Below are 7,205 nucleotides of genomic sequence, written 5' to 3' on the forward strand. Positions count from 1 at the left end.
TCATGGACCACGCGGCCCCCACCGGCAACTCCGAGACGATCCTCATCAGCATCCGCGGCAACTCCAGCGCCGGTAAGAGCACCATCGCCACGGCGTTGCGGCGCCGGCACGGCCGCGGCTGCGCCATGGTCGGCCAAGACCACATCCGTCGGATCCTGCTCAGAGAACGCGACAAGCCCGGCGGCCTCGCACCCGCACTCATGGCGCAGAACGTTCGTTTCTGCCTCCACCACGGCTACCACGTGATCCTGGAAGGGATCATGCACACCGCCCGGTACCGGAGCATCCTCACCGAACTGCGCGACGCGCACCGCGGGCGAACGCTCTTCGTCTACCTCAACGTGTCGCTACCCGAGACCTTGCGACGCCACGAAACGCGTCCCTTGGCGGCGGAGGTGTCGCCGGAAAACCTGCGCAGCTGGTACACCCCGCGCGACGTACTCGGCTGGCCCGACGAGCTCGTCCTGCCCGAGACCACCACCCTGGAGCAAGCGGTCAAGCGCATCGCCACCACCGCCGGCCTGCCGTTGACCGGCCGCGACAACGACCTGCTCCCGGCCGTCCCATGACTTCACCCCAGACGGCAGCGCAGGCAGTGCCGGTCTCGTGGCGGACGGGCCGGATGACGTGTTCGCGGCGCTGATCGCCCGTGCCGCTGCCGCACGGGTGGGCACCGGCCGGGTTGTGCACCGCACCGACAAGGCCGTCGTCGCGACCGGCCGCCGCGACGGCCGACCGGTGATCGTGAAGCTGTTGACCGCCGACGATCCGTACTGGGTCGGCTGGCGTCAGCACGAGCTGCGCATGTACGAGCTGCGCATGTACGAGCTGCGCATGTACGAGCTGCGCATGTACGAGCTGTTCACCGATCAGCCGCCCCCCGTGCGCGTGCCACGAGTGCTGTACGCCGATGCCCGCCTGACCGTTCTTACTCAGCTACCTGGGCAGCGTCTGGACGACCAACGCCACCTCACGCGCGACGTCAGCCCGCCACCGCACAGCTGGTCCTGGACACCCTCTCATATCGCCATGATCAGGAGCGTCTCCCCAAAACGCCCGCAACAGTTATATCGCCACCTTTCCTAAACCCTGCGGAGGGGGTCGGAGAGCTTCTTGCCCTACGTCCAAAGGTCGAGGGCCGCCAACCGAATGCAGCCCACTTCAGCGCCGCATCGTTACCCGATCGTGATCACTACACTGTGCTCATATTTGGCAAGTAAGTTGTCTCATGTGTCCAACTCTGTAGCGATTCAATATTGAAGACAGTTACGGCCCGCGTAAGTATGGAAGACAGCTAGGGGCAATCGAAGCTTAGAAGTACGGCTAGCATCAATGGCAATCGCGCGATCCATTTAACCACGGCCATCTCATCAGGTTGATAGCCTGTTCGGGACTGCCCAACCATGGGCTCATATCGGCCCAGTAAGGAGAAAGAATGAGGGTCAAACCGAGGAAGGTTGGAATTGTTCGGAGGGCTGCCGTGGCGACGGCCATGGCAGCCGGCCTAATCGCATCAGTGGGGATTTCGGGTAGTCCGGCGCTTGCCGCTGACCCCCCGCCTGGATGCTGGTCCGGCCTCCCGACCGGCTGGTACTGCTACTTCAATGGCGAAGAGTTTACTGGGACCAAGTGGCGCGAGTATCGGTGCTTCGGAAACACCTATCAGTCCTACCCCAGCTGGTTGTGGGACAACGCACGGTCCTGGACCCATCTGCAGTACGAGGGTGCATGGATCCGAAACTACAACTGGGATAGCTACTTCGGCTTGTATCAATACAAGTTCGACATGGTCGGTTTTACGGGCGACGAGTACGTAGCTGCCGGAACCTCCAGCAGCGCGGACACGATGAAGAATAACTGTTAGGCCCTCTGAAGGCGCCTACGATCACGCCGAGAACGCCGGCGGATAGTCTTGAGTGGCGCTGATGCCCCTTCGCCGGGTTGTGGCGTACGATGCCACAACCCGGCGATTCGGGGCCATACTAAGTCTGGGAGCGTAGAAGGTGACCTTTGCGATGCGGGCTGCCGCAGCCGTACTAGCAGCGGCTGTATTGACCGGATGCACCTCTGGTGACGACGGCGGTGGCGACGGCGAACACAGTCGGGCGGGACTGGACCCAGTAGTGATGGCGATGGATCCTACTTCCGTGGACCCCAAAAGAATCGACTACCCGCTGGATACGTTTTCGCTAGGTAACGAGGACGTGCGCTTAATCAACCAGGCCATAGGTGCCGTCGAGCAAAAATGCTTTCAGCGCTTCGGATTAGACCTCCCGATTCCGGAACCGCCGAACGGGCGAGCGTTTCCGGTGTGGGACTGGTATGGGCTCTGGGATGAACAAGCGACCAGAAGTTATGGCTATAGCTCACCCCCCATGATAACCGGAGGCGAGCCCTTCGCCGATGCAGTTCCGCCGGAATGGGCGCCTGTCCTGGGCGGAGAGCAAAAGACCTTCAACGGCCTGGAAATCCCAGAGGGTGGTTGTCAAGGCGAGGCGTTGCGCGCTTTGGGTGGCCGGCCCAACGTGGGAGCCGACGTGGAAGTCTTGCAGCGTGAAGCCGTCAACCGTGCTCGACAGCACGACGCGGTCAAGCCGCTCATCAAGGATTGGGCGAAGTGCATGAAGCAGGGAGGGTGGGACTTTTCTGACCCTAAGGACCCATTCAGCGACCGTCCGGATCCAAAGAGTGTTGGGGGTCGACTGGAAATGTCACCGGCGGAGCTCGACATGGCACTCCATGACATCAACTGCAAGAAGTCGACCGGACTTCTACGGGCCTGGGTTGCTGCCGATGTGGCAAATCAGCAGCTTCTCGTCGAGGAGAACGCTGAAGCTCTGCGTGAAATGACTGACCTGCGAGCCGCTACCCTCAACAAGGCCAACGACATCGTTGCAGGCAGGTAGCGGACGTGCGGTGGCTGCCTTCCCGATCCCGTCACGCAGAACCCGACTGCGGGGCCCTGTCAGCTGTCCCTGACGAGGGCATCGAACCAGCAGACGGCCCCACGCGAACAGGTCTGTCCCGGAGACGTGGGACCCTCGCCGTAGTGATCGCGTTGTCCGTTGCGGTGGCGGCGTTCGGTCTTGCGTCGCCGTTATGGGTGAAGTCTCCCCAACAGTTGGCGGCGCAGGCAGCACCGCCGTCTCCGTCGGTGTTGACCGCCGCCGTCGAACGGCGAGTTGTGAAGCAGACCGTCGTCTTGCGAGGAGAAATCACGTCCTTGCAGCTGTTTGAGGCGACCCCGTCGCCACGCGGTGAGGGGATCGCCCCCGTTGTGACGGCGGTGCGAAAACAGCAGGGTGACGAGGTTCAGGCAGGCGAGGTGCTCCTAGAGGTGGCAGGCCGGCCGTTGGTGGCGTTGCCGGGCAAGGCGCCGGCATATAGGGATCTGCGTCCAGGAGCCGAAGGTATCGATGTCGCCCAACTGCAGCGCGCCCTGACAGCGCTTGGTCATTCGCCAGGCAAGGCGAACGGCGTCTTCGGGCTGGCCACCGAGCAAGCGGTAGACGCCTACTACTCCGATCTGGGATACGCAGTACCGACGACGGGAGACGAAGCAGCGGTCGAGGCTGCCGAGGCTGCCGTCAAGCAAGCCAAACGTCGGGCCGAGGACGCGCGCGCCGCTGTTAGTGCTGCGCCCCCCGAAGAGCCAGGCGTGCCGGACCCTCGAATTCAAGCCAGCCGGGATCTGGATCGCGCAAAGGAGGATCTCACGGAGGCGACCAAACAGCTAAAAGACCTGGAGCTGCGCAGCGGACCGATGGTACCGCTGTCAGAGATCGTGTTCCTGCCGGACTTCCCAGCCAGACTGCACGAGCTCAAGGCTGTCACAGGCGCCCAGGTCACGCCGCCGGCGGTGACCCTGGCTAGCGGCCCACCAGTGGTGACAGCATTGGTGAGCCCCGGCCAGCGTGAACTACTCAAACCAAAGATGCGAGTCGAGATCACTCTTCCAGGGAAGAATCCCGTTCAAGGAACCATCACATCAGTAGGAGAACTGCGCCAGGGTGAAAGCGGCGGCGCACCGGGCCACCCTGTAGTGGTGACACCGCGAGCTGAGCTGGATGGCGCACTCGTTGGTCAAGGGGTACGACTGACGGTCGAGGCCGACAGTAGCGGTGAACAAGCGTTGGCCGTGCCGATCTCGGCGTTGTTCGCAAGCCCGAACGGCGATGTTCATGTCGTCAAGTACCTTGAGACTGGCGTCGAGCATCGATTGCGTGTGAGCGTCGAAATGTCTGGCGACGGGTACGTCGCGATTACAACTGACGCCGGCGAGCTTGACTCCGGAGACCGCGTCGTGGTCGGTGCAGGAAACGTGCCGGCCGACGGAGGGCGTTGACATGCCTGGTGCCCTCGCTGAATTGTCGGGAGTGGCGGTGACATACCCCGGACCTCCACCGGTTCACGCGCTGCGCTCCACCAACCTCACCATCTACCCTGGCGACTATCTTGCAATCGTCGGCCCATCGGGCTCCGGTAAATCCACACTGCTCAGCCTGCTTGGGCTGTTGCGCCGACCTACTTCAGGCCGACTATTATTGGATGGCCTCGACACCTCGCAACTGCGTGATCACGAGCGGGCGGCTCTTCGCGGTCGCTATATCGGCTTCGTGTTCCAGTCCTTTCACCTACTCCCTCATCGAACCGCACGTGAGAACGTTATGCTAGCGCAGCTATATCAAGCGACACGTGCCGGGTTGCGGCGAGAGATGGCCGACCGTGCGTTGGAACGAGTCGGGCTCACGCATCGAGCAGCCGCTCCGCCCACCCGACTGTCGGGAGGAGAACGTCAGCGGGTAGCCATCGCGCGAGCTCTGGCAATGTGCCCCCGCCTTCTGCTGTGTGATGAACCGACTGGAAACCTTGACAGCGACACGACCAACAGTGTGCTCGACCTCATCGATGAGGTTCGCAGCGACGGACTCGCCGTGGTCATGATTACCCACGATATGACCGTGGCGGCAAGGGCCCACCGAACAGTGTCTATCCGCGACGGCAAATTGCAAGAGTCTGGAGCGGGGGCGGAATCAAAACGGACCGCTGCATCACAAGGGCGGGTGGGATGAGACTTCGCCGCATGCGACCATTGGGGCTGAGCCCCTCACGGCTGTCGCCCCGTGACCTGTGCGCCGAGGCAGTCACTGGAATTCTCCAGCGGCCCGCCCGCACAGCTCTCACTGCTATTGGCGTGGTGTTGGGCGTGGGCGCGTTCGTGGCGGTCCTAGGTCTTACTAGTACCGCCAGCGGACAGATCAGCGAGCGATTCACAGCTTTGGTGGCAACCGAGGTCACCGTCGAAGAATCTCCGGGCTCGGACGGGGCGAGAGAGGCTTCGGTCTTCCCTGCGGACGCGGATAGTCGGCTGCGGGCGCTTAACGGGGTTGTCGACGCTGGCGTATTTTGGCCCGTGCCCGACGACACCATCACCTCCGTAGTTGCCCTGTCACTACCGGGCAGCCGTGGCGAGGACTATGTACCGGTTATGGCGGCAAGTCCCGGGGTGTTCGGCGCGGTACGCGCGACAATATCTCTCGGCCGCACCTACGACGACTTCCACAACAGCCAAGCCACACAGGTAGCCGTGCTCGGCGTCGCCGCCGCCTCACGGCTCGGCGTTACTCGGGTCGAAGCGTCACCGGTTATATTCGTCAATGGCATTCCGCTGACGGTCATCGGTATCGTAAACGACGTCGCCCGCCGGCCGGAATTGCTCTCAGCCGTCCTCGTTCCCCGCGGTACGGTCGAGAAGCTATTGGGCTCGGCCTACGACAGCTCTCAGCCGCCCCAGATGGTCATCGAAACACGGTTAGGAGCAGGCCAGCTGGTCGCCGAGCAGGCCGCCGTCGCGCTACGGCCCGACTTGCCCAACAGCTTTAAGGTAACTGCCCCACCGAACCCACGGATGCTGCGCGAACAAGTCACCGCTGACCTGTCGATCCTGTTTCTCCTCCTGGCAACTATATGTTTGATAATCGGTGCGGCCAGCATCGCTAACACGATGGTCGTGGCCGTCCTCGAACGGGTGCCGGAGATCGGACTTCGCCGCGCACTCGGTGCTCGTCGCCGCCATGTGGCCGCACAGTTCCTCGCCGAAAGTACCGCGCTTGGAACCGTCGGCGGACTAACCGGTGTTGGCATCGGTGTCGGCTGTGTTGTCGCGGTCGCTGCCACACAAGACTGGACACCTATTATGGAGCCTGTTGTCGTGCTTCCTGCGCCACTGCTCGGCTCCGTCATCGGGCTGCTCGCTGGCGTTTATCCAGCTGTGCGCGCAGCTCACATCGAGCCCGCAGACGCTTTATGAGCTGATGGTATAAACGTCGAGTGGATCTACGGAAACACCTTTGGCCCAGTAGGTGATGGGGATAGCATCGGCGGCCATGGTTGTGGTGTGATCCATCAGGTGAGAGCCCTGCAGACCAGAACAGGATGCATACGACGTTCTCCCATGGCGTGGGCTGTCGCACAGGCTCCGAGTTCGCCGCTAGGAGAACCTGACAGTGCATATGCGGCAGGCAGTCAACCAGCCTCGGAAAGTCATTGTCGCCCACCGTTGCTCGTGGGCGGCTTCCCCATGTTCGGCTCGCGCTCGCCGCAACACCCGCCAGCGGAACCCGGGCGGCAGGCAGCCAGGGCCCCGGCAAAGTCGTGACGTGACTGACTTGCGAGGTTCGCACCGCTGCTCGACCAGATCAGCGACCTACGCGACACCGTGATCCCCGCCGACGCCCTGCACTGCCAACGCGAGCACATCACCTACCTCGCGCAACGCGGCGCCCACTGGATCCTGACCGTCAAAGGCAACCAGTGCGCCACGAGGCGCTCTGACCGCCTGGTCCATCACCAGCAAACTCACCCAACCCATTTTCATCGCCGCCGCCGGCATCCTCGCCGCCGCCACCGGCCCCCGCACCGCCCTCACCGCAACAGCCGCCCTCACCCTCACCAGCGCCGCAATTCCTGCCGTGGGAGACAACCCTGAACAGCCCGCCCCCGTTACCCCGCCGCCAGTGGACGTCGCCGCCTAACGCGTCGTTTCGGTAGCGCGAGAACCCGCCTGCCGCCGTCACGGTGCCCTTCCCCTCGTAACGTGGAGGCCGGAACTTGAGGGATAGAGGTTCATGGCTGAGACGAGACGCCGGTTCGATCCGGAATTCCGCGCGGGCGCGGTCCGGATCGTGCGGGAGACCGGGAAGTCG

Annotated in this window: 7 protein-coding genes; all 7 read left to right on the top strand. The window is 63.1% G+C overall.

Annotation, left to right across the window (positions count from 1 at the left end; all coding sequences use genetic code 11):
• Positions 1-2 precede the first annotated feature (2 nt).
• Positions 3-569, top strand: coding sequence for a kinase (locus DLJ59_RS31625; protein WP_124777535.1), 567 nt, complete (start codon positions 3-5; stop codon positions 567-569).
• 37 nt (positions 570-606) lie between these two features.
• Positions 607-1,086, top strand: a complete 480-nt coding sequence (locus DLJ59_RS31630; RefSeq protein ID WP_124777537.1) for a hypothetical protein — start codon at positions 607-609, stop codon at positions 1,084-1,086.
• A 917-nt stretch (positions 1,087-2,003) separates the two neighbouring features.
• Positions 2,004-2,906 (top strand): hypothetical protein, encoded by a 903-nt coding sequence (locus tag DLJ59_RS31635; RefSeq protein WP_124777539.1) that lies wholly within the window; start codon positions 2,004-2,006, stop codon positions 2,904-2,906.
• Positions 2,907-3,049: 143 nt separating this feature from the next.
• Positions 3,050-4,345 carry a peptidoglycan-binding protein gene (locus tag DLJ59_RS31640; protein ID WP_158630932.1) on the top strand — a complete coding sequence of 432 codons (1,296 nt, stop codon included), beginning with the start codon at positions 3,050-3,052 and terminating at the stop codon, positions 4,343-4,345.
• 1 nt (position 4,346) lies between these two features.
• Complete coding sequence (locus tag DLJ59_RS31645) at positions 4,347-5,072, top strand: ABC transporter ATP-binding protein (protein WP_124777543.1); 726 nt, start codon at positions 4,347-4,349, stop codon at positions 5,070-5,072.
• Between the two features lie 11 nt (positions 5,073-5,083).
• Complete coding sequence (locus tag DLJ59_RS31650; RefSeq protein WP_124777545.1) at positions 5,084-6,310, top strand: ABC transporter permease; 1,227 nt, start codon at positions 5,084-5,086, stop codon at positions 6,308-6,310.
• 408 nt (positions 6,311-6,718) lie between these two features.
• Positions 6,719-6,988 (top strand): hypothetical protein, encoded by a 270-nt coding sequence (locus tag DLJ59_RS37985; protein ID WP_425271476.1) that lies wholly within the window; start codon positions 6,719-6,721, stop codon positions 6,986-6,988.
• Positions 6,989-7,205 lie beyond the last annotated feature (217 nt).

The organism is Micromonospora inaquosa, assembly GCF_003857055.1.
Lineage (GTDB): Bacteria > Actinomycetota > Actinomycetes > Mycobacteriales > Micromonosporaceae > Micromonospora > Micromonospora inaquosa.

Coding starts and splice junctions, on each gene's coding strand:
- DLJ59_RS31645 (WP_124777543.1), top strand. CDS start 4,347: ATGCCTGGTGCCCTCGCTGAATTGTCGGGAGTGGCGGTGACATACCCC.
- DLJ59_RS31650 (WP_124777545.1), top strand. CDS start 5,084: ATGCGACCATTGGGGCTGAGCCCCTCACGGCTGTCGCCCCGTGACCTG.
- DLJ59_RS31625 (WP_124777535.1), top strand. CDS start 3: ATGGACCACGCGGCCCCCACCGGCAACTCCGAGACGATCCTCATCAGC.